13 protein-coding genes are annotated in these 16,253 nt (G+C 48.9%); 6 read left to right on the forward strand and 7 right to left on the reverse strand.

Annotation, left to right across the window (positions count from 1 at the left end):
- Position 1 precedes the first annotated feature (1 nt).
- Together glgB and JQX58_RS00860 are read right to left on the reverse strand one after the other, a co-directional pair.
- Complete coding sequence (glgB, locus tag JQX58_RS00855) at positions 2–2,176, reverse strand: 1,4-alpha-glucan branching protein GlgB (protein WP_204144938.1); 2,175 nt, start codon at positions 2,174–2,176, stop codon at positions 2–4.
- Entirely contained in the window at positions 2,177–5,332 is a 3,156-nt protein-coding gene (locus tag JQX58_RS00860; protein WP_204144939.1) for a phosphorylase b kinase regulatory subunit alpha/beta, read from the reverse strand.
- 208 nt (positions 5,333–5,540) lie between these two features.
- Between JQX58_RS00860 and JQX58_RS00865 the strand changes: the two genes are divergently transcribed.
- Both JQX58_RS00865 and JQX58_RS00870 read left to right on the forward strand, forming a co-directional pair.
- Complete coding sequence (locus JQX58_RS00865) at positions 5,541–6,005, forward strand: YqaA family protein (protein WP_204144940.1); 465 nt, start codon at positions 5,541–5,543, stop codon at positions 6,003–6,005.
- 27 nt (positions 6,006–6,032) lie between these two features.
- Complete coding sequence (locus JQX58_RS00870; RefSeq protein WP_204144941.1) at positions 6,033–6,770, forward strand: SPOR domain-containing protein; 738 nt, start codon at positions 6,033–6,035, stop codon at positions 6,768–6,770.
- Between the two features lie 18 nt (positions 6,771–6,788).
- Here the strand turns inward: JQX58_RS00870 and JQX58_RS00875 are convergent, their stop codons facing one another.
- Genes JQX58_RS00875 through JQX58_RS00890 form a run of 4 tightly spaced genes read right to left on the reverse strand, consistent with a single transcriptional unit; the run spans position 6,789 to position 11,690 of the window.
- Positions 6,789–9,740, reverse strand: a complete 2,952-nt coding sequence (locus JQX58_RS00875) for a hypothetical protein (RefSeq protein ID WP_204144942.1) — start codon at positions 9,738–9,740, stop codon at positions 6,789–6,791.
- 5 nt (positions 9,741–9,745) lie between these two features.
- The gene (locus JQX58_RS00880; protein WP_204144943.1) at positions 9,746–10,525 is read right to left on the reverse strand and encodes a fimbrial biogenesis chaperone; all 780 of its coding nucleotides are present in this window, start codon (positions 10,523–10,525) and stop codon (positions 9,746–9,748) included.
- A gap of 59 nt (positions 10,526–10,584) precedes the next feature.
- On the reverse strand, positions 10,585–11,046 hold the full coding sequence (locus tag JQX58_RS00885; protein WP_204144944.1) for a DUF4402 domain-containing protein: 462 nt from the start codon (positions 11,044–11,046) through the stop codon (positions 10,585–10,587).
- 29 nt (positions 11,047–11,075) lie between these two features.
- Positions 11,076–11,690, reverse strand: a complete 615-nt coding sequence (locus JQX58_RS00890) for a DUF4402 domain-containing protein (RefSeq protein WP_204144945.1) — start codon at positions 11,688–11,690, stop codon at positions 11,076–11,078.
- A 187-nt stretch (positions 11,691–11,877) separates the two neighbouring features.
- On the opposite strand from JQX58_RS00890, the gene JQX58_RS00895 reads away from it, so the two are divergent.
- The 4 genes from JQX58_RS00895 (at position 11,878) to JQX58_RS00910 (ending at position 15,995) form a co-directional block, all read left to right on the forward strand.
- On the forward strand, positions 11,878–12,489 hold the full coding sequence (locus tag JQX58_RS00895) for an HAD family hydrolase (protein WP_204144946.1): 612 nt from the start codon (positions 11,878–11,880) through the stop codon (positions 12,487–12,489).
- Positions 12,490–12,526: 37 nt separating this feature from the next.
- A complete protein-coding gene (locus JQX58_RS00900) occupies positions 12,527–13,276 on the forward strand; it encodes a class I SAM-dependent methyltransferase (protein ID WP_204144947.1) in 750 nt (249 codons plus the stop codon).
- A gap of 90 nt (positions 13,277–13,366) precedes the next feature.
- Complete coding sequence (gene acs / locus JQX58_RS00905) at positions 13,367–15,325, forward strand: acetate--CoA ligase (protein WP_204144948.1); 1,959 nt, start codon at positions 13,367–13,369, stop codon at positions 15,323–15,325.
- A gap of 28 nt (positions 15,326–15,353) precedes the next feature.
- Positions 15,354–15,995 (forward strand): LuxR C-terminal-related transcriptional regulator, encoded by a 642-nt coding sequence (locus JQX58_RS00910; protein WP_204144949.1) that lies wholly within the window; start codon positions 15,354–15,356, stop codon positions 15,993–15,995.
- Here JQX58_RS00910 and yidD read toward each other — a convergent pair.
- Entirely contained in the window at positions 15,988–16,239 is a 252-nt protein-coding gene (yidD, locus tag JQX58_RS00915) for a membrane protein insertion efficiency factor YidD (RefSeq protein ID WP_204144950.1), read from the reverse strand. The two genes, JQX58_RS00910 and yidD, sit on opposite strands and share 8 nt — an antisense overlap.
- Between the last annotated feature and the right edge of the window lie 14 nt (positions 16,240–16,253).

Raw genomic sequence — 16,253 nt, forward strand, 5'->3', positions numbered from 1 at the left:
TTTATGACTGGGGGCACCATTTCAATGCAATCACACTTAAGGGCGGCAGAGGCACGCCAATACTTTGCTCGCGGCCGTGACTTGCTGGGCCATCGGCGATGACTTCTGTTGGTACCTGATAACCACTGCCGCAGTATTGCGCAGCGTCAGAATTGAAAAGCAATTCATAGCGTCCTGCCTGAGGCGTGCCGATACGGTAATGCTCATGAGGCGTTGGCGTAAAGTTCACCAGTACCACAAGGTGCTCCTCTGATTGCTTTGCTTTACGTACAAAGGCTAACGTTGAGTTGCTCGCATCATCGTAGCTGATCCACTCAAACCCTTGATATGAGTGATCCAGTTGCATTGCGGCTTGCTGTTGGTATAAGTGATTTAAGGTCTTAGTAACTTGCTGTTGGCCCGCATGATAGTCCACGTCTAATAAATGCCAATCTAAGGAGCGTTCGTGGCTCCACTCTTGGCCTTGGGCCAGTTCATTGCCCATGAAGTTGAGCTTTTTGCCTGGGTGGAAGTACATATAGCTGGTAAATGCGCGTAAGTTCGCGAATTTCTGCCAAGCGTCGCCAGGCATTTTGGCAATCATTGAGCCTTTACCATGAACCACTTCGTCATGGGAGATCGGTAAAATGAACTGCTCATCAAAGGCATACACCATAGAAAAACTTAAGCTACCTTGATGGTACTGACGGTATATCGGGTCTTTGTTGATGTAGGCTAATGAGTCATTCATCCAGCCCATGTTCCACTTAAAGCCAAAGCCTAAGCCGTTCATATAGGTGGGCTTAGATACGCCTGGAAACGCTGTGGACTCTTCTGCCACGGTAAAACAGCGCGGATGGTTAAGGTAGATGGTTTCGTTGAGGCGACGAATAAAGCTGATGGCCTCATAGTTGTGATTGCCACCATCCACATTGGGAATCCATTCGCCTTCTTCGCGGGAGTAATCAAGATACAGCATTGACGCCACCGCATCGACGCGCAGACCGTCGATATGGAACTCTGATAACCAATAATTGGCATTACTGATCAAATAGTCGACTACGTGCTCTTTGCCAAAGTCGTAAATCAGTGAGTTCCATTCGGTGTGCCAACCCTTTTTAGGATCGGAATATTCGTATTGTTTGCTGCCATCAAAGTCAGCAAGGCCATGACTGTCGGTTGGGAAGTGAGCGGGCACCCAATCCATGATGACGCCAATGCCGGCTTGGTGAAACGCATCTACAAGCGCACGGAATTCATCTGCGGTGCCAAAGCGCGAGGTCGGAGCATACAGACCAATTGGTTGGTAACCCCAAGAGCCATCAAATGGGTATTCCATCACGGGCAAGAGTTCAATATGGGTGTAGCCCATCTCGACCACGTAAGGCACCAGTTGCTCTTTAAGCTCGGTATAGCTAAGTGAGCGACCGTCTAAGTGTTTACGCCAAGAGCCTAAGTGCACCTCATAGATGCTCATTGGATGTTCGTATACATCAACAACATCGCGCTCGGTCCAGGCTTTATCTTGCCAAGTGTATGTGTCTTGTGCGCAAACTACGCTGGCAAACGAGGGAAACTGCTCGATGCGTTTAGCAAACGGGTCGGTGCGATGTGGTAGCAGCTCGCCATTGGCGGCGCGTAGCTCAATTTTATAGCGCGCGCCTGGTCCCACATCAGGAATAAAAAGTCGCCAAACACCATCACCATTACTCGACATCGGGTGTAAACGACCATCCCAGCCATTAAAGTCACCGATGATGGAGACCGAGCGTGCCGCAGGGGCATAAACCCCGAAGCGGGTACCGTCAATGGCGAGGTCGTCGTTGATTTGCACGCGGCGTGGTAAGGCACCTTCTTTTTTATACAAGGTGGCACTGTGGTGCGCCTCATCGGAGAAGGTCGCCTCCGAAAACTGATAAGCATCGACAATGGTGAAGACATCATCGCCATAATGCACTTTTAGCTTGTAATAACCGGTTGGTACGGTATCGGGCCATGGCAGGGTAAAGAGCCCATCTGGCTCATGAGGTGTCATGACACCAATATGCTGGTCCGTGGTGATGTCGAGTACTTCGATCCGCGTTGCGTTCGGACGCCAAGCTGTCAGGGTAAAGCCACCACTGGTGTTAGGCTTCAGTCCAAGGCAACTAAAGGGGTCGGAACAGCGAGCGTTGATCACGTCGTTCAGAAGGTCCATTTACTTCTCCAACCGATTAGGATGTTTCATTGTGTGGCGCTGTTGGCTGTGTAATTTCGTCACTGCCCAGCCCAAATAGTGGTTCACTTTGTTTGGTGTCAGTTGCGCGAATTCGTCTAACGCCATGTCGACATTTTCGATCTCAGGGTGATCACTGTTGTACTGTTTTACATGATCTAGGGCGGCTTTGGAAACCAAAACCGGTAAATTCACCTCTTCGATGAAACTGCCTGTCGGATGTTGCTGGCAAAATTGAATGAAGGCGTACAGAGCTTCAAAAATCATGCATTTATACCAGCTGGGGGCGATGTCGCTGGTCAATGACTCGATTAACAAGGCGAAGGTATCTTCGCCAGGGGTCATTGAGTTTAGGGTCGGTTTACTTTGCAAAATAGTATTACTTTGCGGATCGCCAAATACGATACGGTCGGTTTGGTTTAAGCTGTTCCAAAGTTGCTGCAGCATCTCTTCTGGCAGCTTAGTGATGAGGCCTTGCCCAGTGCGCCATTCGAACCAATCAATGTCGCGGTTACGGCTGCCTTCGCCTTCAAGTTTTTTATGATAGCGAACGCTGGCCACCACGTGGGTAAACTCTTTGTGTTTTTCAATCAGCACCGCGCGCAAGGTTTGATAGAGCGCCATGGGAGATTGTTGGGCTAATACCGCGATCGGGTCGCAGTCTTCTGGATCATCGCACTCAAGTGACTTGTAAGCACACAATAGGCTTAAGTTATGCAAGCGGATGGTACGCACGCCAGCGAAGTACTCTGGGTGAATTTTCAGCAATGAGCCAGTGATGGCCAGCAATTCGTGGTTAACCACTTGCGCCAAAGCAGAGCCAGAGCACTTTTGGAATAGGTTGTAGATCTCATCGTGATGCAAGGGGGTCGAGATGGTGACTTGTTCTGCTTTGGGTTCGCCGATGACCAGTACGCGCTGGCGCACAGTAATTTCGGCGATATGTGTTGCCATATCCGTGGTGGGCTTACTCAGGATAGCAAACAGCTGACGCACACTGAGCCAGTGACGGTGGATCAAGGCATTGGTATACACAGAATCCAACACGTTGCGAACGCTGACCGTCAGGTTATCGGGACTGATCAGTGTTTCTTCTAATGCATCGCGCTTGCCAAGTTCAACGAGGATATCGGTCGCATCCATCAGTGAAGGTTGGGTGGCTAAGTAGGCAACCAAGGCGGAGGTTTCCCAGTTAGGGTAGTCAACACCGGTAGCATCCGGGGTTTTCGCCAATGGCCAAGGCGACTCATACACTGGCAGTTGCGCGCCTAAGGTGTGCTCGTGTGAGATATCAAAGCGCATCAAGCGTCGACTGCCAGATTTAAAGGCGTTTTTAGCGGATTGCGGTAACACGCGAAACTCATTGAACTCTCGCTTTTGCAGGCGACGAATAAATTCGAACAGCTCGGATGCGCCTTCCATTTCCGCCAGTGCTTCATCGATCAGTACGGTAAAGACAGCGTTGGCAGGGTAGTACCAATATTGCGACAGTATCGCCAGTTCATTACGAATATGCTGCTCAAACAAGGCTGGATCGGCTTTACGGTAATTGCGATCTTCGTTTTGAAACCAGCCTAAGCACAGACAAGGTTGTTCGTTAATCACAAAAGGTTGAGCCACGGCCAAGCTGTTGAGTGCGCGCGTCGGTCGGCCACTCAAACCTAGTGCTTGACTGGCTCCGACGTGACCATAGAGTTCGATCAATTGCTCTGAGCTGATGACTCGAATGGGATCGATCTCATCAATGGTCTGACACAAACAGCCGGCGTCGATCAGTTGTTGCTTAATCTTTTTGTTTTTCGCCAGTACCACCATGGAAATATTCACGCTTTTGCGTGAGTGCTGCTTGCGATGCAGTCCTAAAGGGTCCAGATCTGCGGTGGTGATCAGTTCATCATCCAGCATTTTACCGACAAGATAGAGGCTTTGCGCCCAGACCAGAGGCAGGTTGTCATTGGGTTTGCGCGGCTGGCTACCTGGATTGGCTTTTTCTTCTAAGATGTTTTCTTCTGGTACGTAGTACAGCTCAGGCAGTAACATTTCTCCATCTTGTTCAACCATTAAGCTTTCTAGTTGGTAGCGATAGTAGTTAGCGCTTTCCCAGTCGCGGGCAAATAGGCGATCAATGTACAAGTAAGTAAAAAAGAGCGGCCACTCGGATTCAATGTGCTCAAAGTTAATCAGCTCATCGTGTTCGTAATAGATACGGCTATGGTCTTCTATCACTGTTTGGTGGCCATCAAGAAGAAAGCGTTTGCAGCCATAATTGCCGCCCAGCTTGTCTAAAATCTCTTGGCGCGTACGGCGTTTCAGTGTTTCATCATTGACCGCAAAGGCTGGAAAACTGATGATACTGAGCAAAGCACCATCGACTTCTTTAGAGCGTGATTCTTTAGGCAACAATGACTCTAGCACTGAACCAGCACGAGCCACGGCATCAGCAAAGGAATGAATGACTGCCCATTCAGGGCCATTTTCGCCAAATAAATTGAGGCCGTCTAACGCTTCTAGCGCTGCTTTCGCCATGCCCACGGAGCTGGCATTGATTTCGGCTTTACCGTTGTTGACCTTATTGCCTCGCTCCCAAATGCCAAAGTCTGGGGTACGGTAGGTACGTGAGATGTAGTAAACCAGATTTTGGATGAAGTTCAGCTCATCCTCTGAGTAAATAATGGCGCTGCCAGATTTGGTCATCTGCGCCAAGGTCAGTAAGTAGAAGCTTGTGGCGTCGATTTGTAAGTGTCCCCAAGCATCGTCTGCCACGACTTCAAGACCAGTCTTAGTATCGTATTTCGCGTGTAAGGCATCTTTGGGGTCGAGCGTGTCTTTAAACGCTTCCACTTTATGGGATTGACGCATCATGGCAAACAAGAGGCCACGCATCATTTTGATGCAAGCGTACTCTAACTCGTGAGCACGTTTATTGGGATTTGAGGCACGTTTGTAAGCAAGTGAAAGTGCCCATACTGCCTGAATGGAGTACACATTATCACGCACCCATGCATCGGTGTAATCCCCGTGGTTATTGACACTCGTGCTCGCGGGAAAGAGTCCTGTCACAGGGTGTTGGCGTGATAAGATAACTTTATCAATATGGCGATACAGGGTTTCAAGCTCGGTTGCTTTATCAAACGACATATAAAAGATCCCTTTTATGAGTGAGAGCACTTTGGCTCATGCAATTTTAAGACCTTAATCAACAAAAGTATGATCGTGTTCTCATAGAGCATGACAGGCCAATGTTAACTTTTCATGTGCCTATCAATAATTAGTATCATGATTTGTGCTCAGGTTACGAGCAGTATTAGTGGGATTTGTTTTAACCCTTTTTTGTATCAGGTAGAGCATGCTTGAATCCTTATTAACGGCGTCACTTGGGTGGCAGTGGTTGGGTCTATTTGTCGTATCATTTTTGGCGGCTACCTTATTACCGCTCGGTTCAGAAGTGGTGTTATTAGCGGTGGTGACGCAACACCCCGAGGCTGCCTTGGGGTCTTGGTGGTGGGCGACGTTAGGTAATACCTTAGGAGGCCTAACCAATTGGCTGTTAGGGCGTTACTTTTTGGCGTATAAAGATCGTCGCTGGTTCCCGCTATCTAGCACGCAGCTGGAGAGAGTACATGTTTTGTTTACACGCTATGGTCAGCCGATTCTGTTATTAAGCTGGCTACCGGCGATAGGTGATGGCTTGTGTTTAGCGGCGGGTGTAGCTCGGTTAAAGCTGATGAATTGTGCAGTTTGGGTCATGATCGGGAAAGGCTTACGTTACGCAGTCGTGATTTGGGGGACAAACGCGGTATGGTTGTCGTAATATGCGTATAGCAATGGAGGTGGATGTATGAAACATAAGGTGTGGGTGATGGTAACTGGCAGTTTGTTACTGTCCGGTTGTTCGGTGTTTTCGCAACAAGACCAAGAGCCGAGCAATGCGCAGTTACAAGCGCAGCTTGAGCAGCAACAGCAGGAATGGCAAGCCATGAAGCCTCAGTTGCAGCGTGTATTGGCATTGGAGTCCGATTTAAAGTTGTTAGTTGAAGCGTTGGATACGGTGCCAGAATCGAGCGATGAGATCACCCAAGAGCTAACGCCTGACTCTGACCTAGCACAGTCTGAGGCTGGTGCGATTCAGCCGAGTGCCGCTTTGGCTGACTTAGATAAGACAGAAGCGCCTACGACGCAAGAGGTGACCGATGAGTCTTTAGAAAATGTTGGACGAGCGCAGTTTTACGAGCCACCTCGCACTACGACAGCCACCCCGGCGCCGACTGCTGCGCGCAAAACTGACACCCCTAAGTCTGCCGAACCAAATTACTTTGGTGTGCAGCTGGCTGCTTATGCCAATAAAGAACAGGCACTAACGGGTTGGCAAACCATCAGTGGTCGTTACGCTGAAGAGTTTGCTGAAGTGGCGCCACGCGTCTATCAAACCAGCATCAAAGGTAAGCAGTACCATAAGCTTATCGTGGGGCCATTTGTTGAAAAACCAGTCGCCAATAATTTCTGCAACATGCTTAAGCAGATGCAGGAAGAGTGCTTGGTGACTCAGTACCAAGGCGAGCCTTTGCTAACGCGGTAAATAATTTGGCTAACTAAGCTAGCGTCGTGCCATCTGCGTCACTTCGCAGCTAAGCTTGGCCAGTGCGTCACAGATAGGTTCTATAGCGTCGGGACTGTCAGTAAAGCCAATGTATAGGGTGTAACCTTGTTCAGAGCGGACATGATAGTAGCGTTGCTCAGCGAGTACAGGATGGCGCGCTTTTAAGATGCTCCAATAGCTGCGCAGCGTATTAAGGGATTGGAAAGTTTTAATTTGCGCGCTGTAGCCTTGTCGATCTAGTGCTTTTCGTAGATATAAATCCAGTCCAGCAACGATGTTATCGTCCCGTCCGTCAAGATTAATATTGCGTCCGGTCTGCGCTAAATAGCCACGGTTTTGAATATACTCTGGGGCCACGCGAACTTGGTAGCGTCGCGGTGGTACTGGGGCAAACAGGTAGTAACCGTCAAACTCGGTCATCACTTCATCGACAATCTTGCCATTAGCATCGATCAATTGTACTGGCGCATAAGATAGGGTGCGCGCAGGTTTATCTGATGACAGTTCATGCAAGGTTCCTTCGACCTCATAGGACGTCACCATAGGTAACTCGACTTGTTGGACCGTGCCTGATCTTGGAATCACAGAGAGACCGGCGCTACGAGGCATTAAAAATGGATCGTCGACCGAGTTTGGATCAATTTCTATATCGGTTTGCTGATAATTGGGAAGCGCCTTTAGCAAAGCGATGCCTTGATCGTTGCTGGTGGTTTTACGAAAACTTTGGCGACTGGTCACCTTAATATTCGGCAGCGGCTCATCACTGGCATCAAACACGCCATTATCATTGCGATCCCAATACACCAGAACCGCCACCGACCCTTGGCCCACCAGCGAGCGATTGGAGACAAATAAGCTGCTGTCAGTTTGACCAATACTCACTTGCCCAGATAGACGGGTACTCCAGCCAAGGATGTCGTTATAGGCGATATTAGAGGTCAGAGTGAATTCATTTGGGCGCCAACTGTTGGTCAGGCCAATACTGTTGATGTTGTCGTAAATGTTACGGGAGAGCGTCACCCGTGTTTGCACATCAGGATAGGGTGAACCACTTACCTCAGCAAAAATGCCATTGGCTGACCAGTCTGGGTCAGTGCGGTAGCTAAAGCCAAGCCGTGCGAAATAATTATCAAGATAGCGTTGTAGCTGTATTTGTCCGACGTTAGGGCGGTCATCGGTGTACCAATCAAATTGGTGGCTGACATAATACGATCCGACGCCGGTGGCCAGTTGGTTACGATAATTAAACGACTCATCACCATCCACCTCCAGTCGGCGGATATCTTGTTGGTATGAAAGATTAAGATCGCGCACCATTCCCGAGACGCTTAACTCTTCCAATTCGCGTTCTTGTGTTTGTTGATTTTGCTCATTCCAGGTATCGGCTTGATTGAGCGAGTAGCGTACCGCTTGATCAAATAAACGTGTTGATAGAGCGTACTCTGTAAGCGTCGAGTCGTCAGGAAAAAGTACGTAGTCGGTGGTAAATAAAGCATTGCCAAAAAGAGATGTCGACGTACCAAAAGCCTGACGATCAAATGCTTCGTACTGATCGTCTAGGTGTTGTGTTTGGCCAGCATTGACGCTAAACCAATCGCTCAGTGCGTAGCGTGCAAAACCACTTACCGTGGTGCCGTAGGACTGACGAAGACGCTGGCTGTTGAAGTTATCTTCAAACAGTTTGGTATTGTCTTCAAACACGCTGACATCGTACTCAAAATCGCCTGCTTTTTGGCCGGTGCCATCAATATAATAACTCTGAGTTTGGCGTTCGACTTGACCTTGTGGCCCGTAAAACACGAGTTCTATAGTGTTGGCGCCAAAGGTGAGTGGTACATTATCAAAGCGATATTCACCACCACCGATATTGGTTTGGCTGTCTATGAGTAGATTATTACGGTAGATCTCGATGTCCCAACCAGGCTGAATCTCGCCCGTTAAATCGACCGTAGAATCAGCTTGGCGACCAAAGCGCTCGTTACTAATGCGCAGGCCCACACTGTCACGGGTGGGGGCGTTGGAGTTCACTCGCGTCGGACGAATGTCACCAAATTCAATAATGCTAGCATTAAGCGGGCCGAGTAAATTGGCTTCTGGGCTGATCCGACTGGCTTGTAATGTGGCGTCAGTCAGCCCGAGCTCAGAGTTGCTGTTTGCATAGTAGCGTGTGTTGAAGTACGCCAAATCGTTACTGCCCAAAATAGACAGATTGCTGTTGCTTCCGCCAGTTTCTGTGTAAGTGGTGCTTGCTTGTAGGTCGACCACGGGTTTGGATAACGGGCTGTAGGTGGCAGAGTCTAATGGATGCTGCGCAATGTTCGATAGTGGGCTGATGTTGTCGGCGCGCTGCTGTCGGGCGATTTTTTCCTGTAAAGGCAAAGGGTCTTCACTGTCGACGCTGAGTGTTAAGGTTTGAAAATCGAGTGCCATAGAAATATCGAACCAGCGCTCAAGAGCCGCGCTGGTGACATAAAGCTCGTCAATATCGATGAGCGTGCCATCATCGATTGTTGTTGTGTCGTCACCCACAGTGACGCTGAAGTTTTGACCTTGCTGGCGCAAGACAAATGGCGTATCAGGACTGCGTATCCAACCTTGAGCTAAAACTGGTGCCTCGCCGACTGAAAGGGGAAAATCTAATGCACTGGCGATATCTAATAAACTAAATGCGGCCCCAGCGTCTGTTTTAACGCCCAGCACATCGCCAAGGGCATATTCTTCTAGTTGCACCGAAAAAATAAGCTCCTCACCCGTTGGAATGATACCGACGGTCGAGACCTCTGGTGTGTCAGCGACATTAAGTGCTGTCGCTGGGGGCTGCGTTAAGGAGGGAAGTTCGGTTTGCCCTTGCTCGATGGCGCGATAGCGTGCTTTCAGCCTTTGCAAAGCATCGCTAGCAAAACTGTTTGAGGCAACACATAGTAATAGCCCGTACGCCACGGCGCGCATTATTGTCATCTTAGAGAACGAATCATGTCGTTGGTGATGAGCAGTTGCTGGCGTGCGAGCAGATAGTTTCTAAACTCATTCTGTCCTTCGTAACGCACTTCAAGTAAGCCAGGCTCTAAGGCAAAGTCGGGCCAAGCTAAATGCACTTGTGCTGTGCGCAGCTCAGGATAGAAGTTGTAGCCATTGATTAGCGCCACTTGGCGTTGCTCGCCACCTTCAGGGGTCCAGTAGGCAATTAAACGACCCGAGGTGCTGTAACGATCTTGATGAGCCAGATCGACTTTGATGAAGGTCTTACCTAATTCTTGTTTGGTAACCAAGGATAAGTTTTCGATGCTCGGTGCAACGCGCACGGTACCCTTGCGATACAGCACTGGCATGGTGTAGTTCATCAGCACATTGATGTTAAAGGCAGCGGGTGCGTTTTGTTGGCGCTCTTGTGCCGGTAGCGCCGTGAAGGTTAAGTGCGAGCGGTATTCGCCTTCGGCTAGGTTACCAGGGTTGCGCACTAATAGCTTAATTGTCTGGCGTTGCTTAGGCGCCAGTGTTACTTGCTTGGGACTGATGCGCACCATTCGCTCAAGGCCCGCGTATTGGGCATCTTCTTCGGGCGTTAGATCACGGTAGCCGCCTTGAGGTAAGGCGATTTTTTTACTCCAACTAACGCGATAGCTGCGTGTCTCTTGGCCTGAGTTGATAAGGGTGACGGATGCAGATCGATCGCGCTCATCCAGCACCACTCTAACCGGTGAAATCAGTAGGTCTGCATAGCTGTTTAAGCTCAATAGCAGGAGTGCTAACAATGCACAGAGTCGGGTACAGCGGGAAAATAGCAACATAATAATTAGTAATCGATGGTGATTTGATAGCGAATGCGATATTGGGTATCGATGTAGCGTGTGCTGCCAGAGCCTGAGGTGCTAAGGGTGCCGCCCACTTGTATTCTGGCTTCACCGTTGCCGTCAGTGTCGATGGCTGAAGGTAGATCAATTGCCGTAAGACGAAACTGCTCACTGGAATATTGCACACTGCTTGATGTGGCTTGGGTAGGGCGTGCTGAAAGGTTTAGGCGCTGATAAGCAGGCAAATTCGAAAACAAGAACTCACCCACTTCAGGACGCTCAATAACCAGTATTGAGCCAGACGTAGAAACCACGCCGACATGACTAATACTGATGTATTCAGGGCTGTCATTATCAATGATAGCAATCCGTCCAAACGCCAAGGGCTCGATTTCTGTAATGTCGGCAAGGCAGACGTTTGCACAGAAAAAAAGCAGCAGCGCTTGGAGCGGACGACATGGCATTAAGGCTTCCTTCCTTGTCACGTAAACTCTTAGTAGGCAACAGTTATGCTATATTGACCATTGTAGGCAACGTCTTGGTAGTTAGTGGCATTGCCTGTGCTGTCTGTTGACAAAGTACCACCGACTCGGAAGGTGGCGCTACCTGTAGCATCGGTCGTTAAAAAGGTTGTGGTGCCATCATAAAGCTGATTCGCAAAGGTACCACTGGTGATGTAGGCTTCGGTAATCGCTCCCTCAAATGTTGGGCCGGCACCGCCACCGCTGCTGTTAAGTGTAAATGGACTGGCTGGCAGTGTGATCGTCAGTGCTGTATTAGGTGCTGCACCTGATACACTGAAAACCCCCGGCGTCCCAGGGGTGATAATGTTTAAGGTGGATAATCGAGAACTATCACCAGAGACACTCTCAGCAACGGTCGGGTTGCTACCATCGGCAGGTAGCGTCATCGTCATGACGTTAACGTTCGTGCCATCAGCACTGCCTATTTGAGCGCGAATGGTGCCAAAATCGATGCCCGAATCTTGACCAAAGGTAAAAGTGTTTTGCACCATTACAGTGGCTGTTCCGGTAGCGGTTTCGGCTGCGTGACTTAACGACATCGGAATCAAGGCGGTCGCAGCAACTAGGTAGGTCAATTTATTCATAATAAGTCCCTGTTTTGATTAACTCATAGCTTGATGACGGCTACATTTGTTAAATCTTTAGTCAATCTTTAGACAATAATGTGTCAGTCACCAAAATTCTAGCTTTTTATGGGCTTTGTCGTTGAGTAAGTGGTGCACTAGCCCGTGAGCGTGATTCAGCTTCCACTGCAACATAAGGAAAAGTATTTTGCAGACAATTAAAGTGGTTCTATTCGATCTTGGTCATGTGTTGGTTGATCTTGGGCCAAAAGAGCGTTTTACGCGTATTTTTCCACTGCAAGGAGTAAGTGAAGCCGAGCTCTGGGAGCACTGGCTGGCGTCACCGTCGGTCAAAGCCTTTGACGCCGGGCAAATCTCGCTTGATAGTTTTATTGATCGCCTGCTTGCTGAGCTATCGTTAGAGGCTGATCGGGAAGCACTTAAACAAGCGTTCATTGCTTGGCCGCAAGGCTTGTATGACGGCGCCATCGAGCTGGTGCAACGTATCCCTGCACATTATCATCGTGCGGTATTGTCCAATACCAATGATGCACACTGGGCACGCATTTTAGATGACATGGGCTTAGCAGGATTATTTCACCAGTATTTTGCTTCCCATCAAGTGGGGTTGGTGAAACCTGAGCTATCTTTGTTCGAGCATGTGATTGCTAAGCTAGGCGTCGCGCCCAATGAGATCTTGTTTATCGATGATAATCAAATCAACGTTGAGGCGGCACGCCAAGCGGGTATGCAAGCCGAATGGGGCAAAGGCATACAATGTGCACAGGAAATCCTTTTAACATATGGTGTGATAAGGTAGATACTGTTACTAAAACAACACAATCTACGGAAGATGTATGCGTATTTTTGATCCTTCAAGCGCCGCCAATTATTCACGTGTGCGGCCCACTTATCCTGCTGAATTGTATTATTGGCTGAGCAAGCAGGTCACGCATACAGATCGTGTTTGGGATTGCGCCTGTGGCACCGGACAAGCCTCTATCGATTTAGCTGCCTACTTTAATCATGTGGATGCTTCCGATATTTCTGAAGCGCAAATTGCCAGAGCCACACCGCACCGCCATGTAAACTACAGCGTCCAGCCGGCGGAGCAGACCAATTACCCAGATAACTATTTTGACGCAGTATGTGTGGCGCACGCGCTGCATTGGTTTGATCTTGAAGGCTTTTGGCAAGAAGTGAAGCGCGTCTTAAAACCTAATGGTAAGGTTTTTATTTGGGGGTATAACTGGGTTGAGTTCGACCACAGTATTGGCAGTGTTGTAAAAGAAAGTATTTTACCGGTGTTACAACCTTACTGGCCCGAGCAAACCTCGCTATTGCGCTGCCAGTACCAGAGCATTGAATTTCCGTTTGCTCAGATTGAAACGCCAAGCTTTGAATTAAAATGCCATTGGACCATGTCTCAAGCCTTTGCTTTTATGCGCTCTTGGTCCGCGGCTCAAATTATGGTTGAGAAGCATGGTGATGAGCAGCTCAAGCAAGCCGAGATCGCTGTTGAACAAGCATGGCACGCGCCGCAAGAAAAAGTCGAAGCGCGCTTACCTTTCTTTGTCTATGCCGGTCACTTTGAGGGCGCCTATTGAGGGTTAGACTAAAGTGGCATAGCCTGACCATATTCAGTCTATATAGTAGTTTTCAGCATCCTAATAAAAAATAACAATGGAGCACTTCTCATGTCACAGACATCCTACACCGAGCAGATGGATTACACTTATTCCAATGCTAATGTCAGTCAAGCTGAATTCGAGCAACGTTACCAAGAATCGATCTCCGATCCCGAGGCTTTCTGGCGCAAAGAAGGTCAGCGCCTAGAATGGTCTAAGCCTTATACTAAAGTTAAAAACACCAGTTTTGCCCGTGGTAATGTCAGCATTAAATGGTTCGAAGACGGTGAACTAAACGCCGCTTACAACTGTATCGACCGCCATCTTCCAGCCAAAGCCGATCAAGTGGCCTTTTATGTTGAAGGCGATACGGAAGGCGAAGACGGTGTGGTGACCTACCAGCAATTGCACGACGAAGTTGGTCGCTTGGCGAACCTACTTCGAGCTCAAGGTGTAGAAAAAGGCGATCGTGTCGCGATCTACATGCCAATGATCCCGCAAGCTACATACGCTATGCTGGCTTGTGCGCGCATCGGTGCGATTCACAGCGTTATCTTTGGTGGTTTCTCTGCTTCAGCGATTGCTGACCGCCTCAATGACTGTGGTGTGAAGGTAGTGCTAACCGCTGATCAAGGTAAGCGTGCAGGTAATGCCATTCCATTGAAAAACAACGTCGACAAAGCGCTTGAAAACAACGCTTGTCCGTCCGTCAAAAATGTCATCGTCTATCGTTACACTCAAGCGGATGTGAATTGGGTCGAAGGTCGTGATCTTGACTGGGCAAAACTTGCTGCTGAGCAGAGCACTGAGGCGACTCCTGAGCCAATGAATGCCGAAGATCCGCTGTTCATTCTTTACACCTCTGGCTCAACAGGTAAGCCCAAAGGGGTTGTGCATACCACGGGTGGTTACTTAGTCTACACGTCGTTGACCCATGAGCTGGTATTCGACATCAAACCTGATGATGTTTATTGGTGCGCAGCGGATGTGGGCTGGATTACCGGCCATAGTTATATGGTCTATGGCCCGCTTGCGAATGGTGTGACCAGTGTCTTGTTTGAAGGCGTACCTACGTACCCTGATTCGGGTCGTATTGGCCGTGTGGTTGATAAGTTCAAAGTGACCCAGCTGTACACGGCACCGACTGCGATTCGAGCTTTAATGGCCAAAGGCGATGAGCCGACCGCAACGAGTTCACGTGATTCATTGCGCGTATTAGGCAGTGTGGGCGAGCCAATTAACCCAGAAGCTTGGGTTTGGTATCACAAAAATATCGGTAACGGTAAATGTCCGATTGTCGATACGTGGTGGCAAACTGAGACCGGTGGTCTGATGATGACGCCACGCGTGACCGAAACCAATCCGAAGCCAGGCTCGTGTACGAGTCCTTTGTATGGCGTGCAGCCAGCACTGGTCGATGCAGAAGGTAATCTGATCGAAGAGACGGGCAAAGAGGTTGAAGGTGGTCTGGTGATTCTTGATTCGTGGCCAGGTCAATCGCGTACCGTCTATGGTGATCATGAGCGCTTTGAGCAAACCTACTTTAGTACATTTGAAGGTAAATACTTTACGGGTGACGGTGCTCGCCGTGATGCGGATGGCGCTTACTGGATTACTGGGCGTATGGACGATGTCTTAAACGTGTCTGGTCACCGCTTAGGTACCGCTGAAATCGAGAGTGCGTTGGTGGCTCACCCAGCAGTTGCGGAAGCGGCAGTAGTGGGTTATCCCCATGATCTTAAAGGTCAGGGCATTTATGTGTACATCATTCCTAACTCTGGGGTCGAACCAGATGAGGAACTGACCAAGTCCGTGAAGATGATGGTGCGCCAAGAAGTTGGCCCAATTGCAACGCCAGATTTGGTGCATTGGGCGACGACGGGCTTACCCAAAACACGCTCAGGCAAGATTATGCGCCGTATTTTGCGCAAGATTGCGGCCAATGAGCATGATGCATTAGGTGACACAAGTACCTTAGCAGATCCAGGTGTGGTTGATGATTTGATCGATAACAGGTTAAATAAGTAAAACCACATGTTGATGTTAAGGAAACCTAGTGATTTCACTTCTTATCGCTGATGATCATCCTCTGTTTCGTAGTGCGCTGGTCAGCGCACTACGAGATCAGCTTGGTGAAGTAGAGATCCAAGAGTCCCACGATTTAGAATCCACATTAGGGTGCCTAAAAGCCAATCCTGATGTGGATTTGTTGCTTTTGGATTTGAATATGCCAGGCAGTGGGGATTTATATGGATTGATACGCATTCGTTCGGATTATGCGGACATCCCCGTAGCCGTTATTTCAGGCAGTGAAGAGCTAACGGTCGTTGCTAATGTCATTGAGGCAGGGGCGTTAGGTTTTATTCCGAAAACCAGTGAGCCGAAAGTTTATGCCGAGGCTATTTCGGCCATTTTGGACGGTGATAGTTGGCTGCCGGAGCAAATTGCGCAGCAGTTAGAGCATTTGCCGAAGCCCGATCTGGATATGCAAAAACGCGTTGCTGAGCTGACGCCACAACAATATAAAGTCTTGTGTTATCTGCATGAAGGTCTACTAAACAAGCAGATTGCCTTTGAGCTCAATATCTCTGAAGCCACTGTGAAAGCCCATATTACCGCTATTTTTCGTAAGCTGAATATCAATAATCGTACGCAAGCGGTGTTGGTGGTCAGTGATTTAAACCTACAGCTTAACTAGGCTTTTGGTGATCATCACACTGACAGGTGTGCTTGTCTGGTACTGGGTCGATTCCTCCCTCATGAAAAGGGTGGCATCGGCTTAAGCGTTTTAACCCCAGCCATACGCCTTTGCATACGCCAAAGCGTTCAATTGCCTCAATCATATAAGCCGAGCAGGTCGGATAGTAACGACAGTTATTACCCAATAAAGGGCTGAGTATATATTGATAGGCTCGAACAAGTAGGATAAAAAGCTTTTTCATAGGGTGTGATGGCG

Source organism: Marinomonas ostreistagni (assembly GCF_016888445.1).
Classification (GTDB): domain Bacteria; phylum Pseudomonadota; class Gammaproteobacteria; order Pseudomonadales; family Marinomonadaceae; genus Marinomonas; species Marinomonas ostreistagni.

What these genes read in the sequence shown, in the direction of transcription:
- JQX58_RS00890 (WP_204144945.1), bottom strand. Translation starts at nt 11,690, where the DNA reads ATGAATAAATTGACCTACCTAGTTGCTGCGACCGCCTTGATTCCGATG.
- glgB (WP_204144938.1), bottom strand. Translation starts at nt 2,176, where the DNA reads ATGGACCTTCTGAACGACGTGATCAACGCTCGCTGTTCCGACCCCTTT.
- JQX58_RS00885 (WP_204144944.1), bottom strand. Translation starts at nt 11,046, where the DNA reads ATGCCATGTCGTCCGCTCCAAGCGCTGCTGCTTTTTTTCTGTGCAAAC.
- JQX58_RS00870 (WP_204144941.1), top strand. Translation starts at nt 6,033, where the DNA reads ATGAAACATAAGGTGTGGGTGATGGTAACTGGCAGTTTGTTACTGTCC.
- JQX58_RS00900 (WP_204144947.1), top strand. Translation starts at nt 12,527, where the DNA reads ATGCGTATTTTTGATCCTTCAAGCGCCGCCAATTATTCACGTGTGCGG.
- acs (WP_204144948.1), top strand. Translation starts at nt 13,367, where the DNA reads ATGTCACAGACATCCTACACCGAGCAGATGGATTACACTTATTCCAAT.
- yidD (WP_204144950.1), bottom strand. Translation starts at nt 16,239, where the DNA reads ATGAAAAAGCTTTTTATCCTACTTGTTCGAGCCTATCAATATATACTC.
- JQX58_RS00875 (WP_204144942.1), bottom strand. Translation starts at nt 9,740, where the DNA reads ATGCGCGCCGTGGCGTACGGGCTATTACTATGTGTTGCCTCAAACAGT.
- JQX58_RS00865 (WP_204144940.1), top strand. Translation starts at nt 5,541, where the DNA reads ATGCTTGAATCCTTATTAACGGCGTCACTTGGGTGGCAGTGGTTGGGT.
- JQX58_RS00860 (WP_204144939.1), bottom strand. Translation starts at nt 5,332, where the DNA reads ATGTCGTTTGATAAAGCAACCGAGCTTGAAACCCTGTATCGCCATATT.